This window comes from Pseudomonadota bacterium (assembly GCA_010028905.1).
GTDB lineage: Bacteria > Vulcanimicrobiota > Xenobia > RGZZ01 > RGZZ01 > RGZZ01.
Map to the genome: position 1 here is coordinate 1 of RGZZ01000689.1, position 1,981 is coordinate 1,981.

At 69.2% G+C, this 1,981-nt stretch carries 2 protein-coding genes; both read right to left on the reverse strand.

Annotation, left to right across the window (positions count from 1 at the left end; genetic code table 11):
- A partial coding sequence (locus EB084_24380) for a zinc ribbon domain-containing protein (GenBank protein ID NDD31401.1) occupies positions 1-149 on the reverse strand: 149 nt, incomplete at its 3' end.
- A 124-nt stretch (positions 150-273) separates the two neighbouring features.
- The coding region (locus tag EB084_24385) for a hypothetical protein (protein NDD31402.1) at positions 274-1,981 on the reverse strand (1,708 nt) is incomplete at its 5' end.

Here is a 1,981-nt window from a genome sequence, read left to right on the forward strand (position 1 = left end):
GAAGCCTCGCGCGATGGGCGCGCGGGGGCATCGTTGACGGCGGCGCTGCGCAGCACCGATTGCCTGTTCCAGTCTTCGAGCGTCTTGCCGCAGTCGCCGCAGACGATGCGCTCGTGCTCGTTGATGTGGCCGCAGCCTGGGCACTTCACCGCAGTACGCTCCTTCAGGGGGGCGAAGCCGCGTTCGGCTGCCGAGCGCGAGCGCGCGCTTCATCAAACCCCTCGATGCCATCATTCCATCTTGGGGAGAAGCCCCCTGCTCATCGTCGGCGGCTCAGTGCGCGCGGGCCTGTTGTCCAGCCGCCTGGGTGCGGATGAAGGCGATCTCGCCGTCGATGAGGCGAGACAGCCCGGGGTCTTTCGCCCGCAGCTGAGACGGGTTGTTGAAGCGCATCGCAAACCCCTCGGCCATGTTCTCGTTGGCGCTCGTGGCGGCGTAGTCGGTGATGTATCCGCTGTCGGGCGGGTTCTCGTAGGCGCTCTCCCGGGCCTGTTCGAGCTGCTTCCCGTACGGGGTGCCCGTTCGCTCGATGATGCCTTCCACCGAGTGGCCCAGCTCGTGAACCGCGCACTGCGGGGTGAGGGCGGTGCTGCGGATGACGATGGTGTTCATGCCATCGCGGTCGAAGTGCTCGGCGGAGACCGTGTAGACCTTCGGATCGGCGTGCTTGATGCGACCCGAGGCGTCGTTCCACTGCTGCAGCGAGGCGTAGTCGTGGTAGTCGACCACCGTGGCCTCGCCGCCGGTCTGCCCCGCGGGCCGATAGTCGTAGGTGTTCGGCACGAGGATGAGGTTGTTCTCGTGATCGAGGGGAATGGCGTCGGGGCCCTTGGCCAGCTGGCGCGTCGCCGCGAGCCGCGACTGCAAGCGCTGCAGCCCTTGCGCCTGCAGCGAGGGGAGTGCGTCGCGGTTGAGGGTCTTCACCGTGCTGACGAACGAGGCGATCTCAGCGGACGTCTGTGCGCCGTGCATGCGCGCCATCTGCTCGAGGGTGTGGGGTGTGTTGATGCTCTCGAGGCTGCGGAAGGTGGTCGACCCACCCGCCTCTCCCTCGGCCGGGTTGTAGAGCTTCACGCGGTCGCCCGTGCGCTGCTCGAGCTGGGTGCGGGCGAAGCGCTTCTGCGCGCTCTGCGTGCTTCGCAGGTCTTGGTAGAGCTTGTTGATGCGCTCCGACGTGGCGTCATCGGCGCGAGAGAGTGCGGGGCCAGGGCCGGGGCCGCCCATGTCTTCCGGCATGGCGTTGAGCTGTGTGAGCGAATCGGTGATGGCGCCCAGCTTCCCGTCGAAGCGTGAGTGGGCTTCTCGCAGCACCCCGTTCGCCGCGGTCGCCGCGTGCGAGGCCTCCGCGAGAACCTGGGGACGATGCTGCGGGCGCACGACCCCCGCGTCGGCGAGGTTCTGGCCTTCCTGCACGATCACCCAGCGGGTGCCGTTGCTGCGCGCGTACTGCAGCACCTCGGTGTCGACCCCGGAGAGGGCGTCCTTGAGGCGCTGCACGTCTTGCGCTGATGGCGCACCGACGCGCGCGTCGCGCACGATCATGGCGTCGACGAGTGAATCGCGGGTCTGCCGCACCGAGGTTGCTGACGGCGCCGGCACGCTCTGCATCGCCTGCGTCAGGGGCGGGGAGAGGGGCCCTCCCGCGGTGGCCGTGGTGACTGCCCCCATGAGTGACATCCCCGCGAGCAGAAGGGCGGCGAGACGGGGTGCGCGTGCGCTGGTCGTCTCGCGCGAAGCGGCGGCGCCGGCGCTCGAGGCAGGCGAAAGCCCGACGCTTCCGGAGTAGCCGTCGGAAGCGCCGGGTTGAGGGGGCGCACTGCTGGCGTGGGGCGAGCGCACCGCTGCCGTTGAACGGTCAGCGGCGCGCGTCGCCCACGCGTTGTGGGAGATGATCACGCTCAGTCCTTGCTGGTCGATGTGCTGGCCGCGGGCGCGCTGTGCGTCACGGCGGGTGCGGAATGTGTCTGGATGGGCGCGCTGT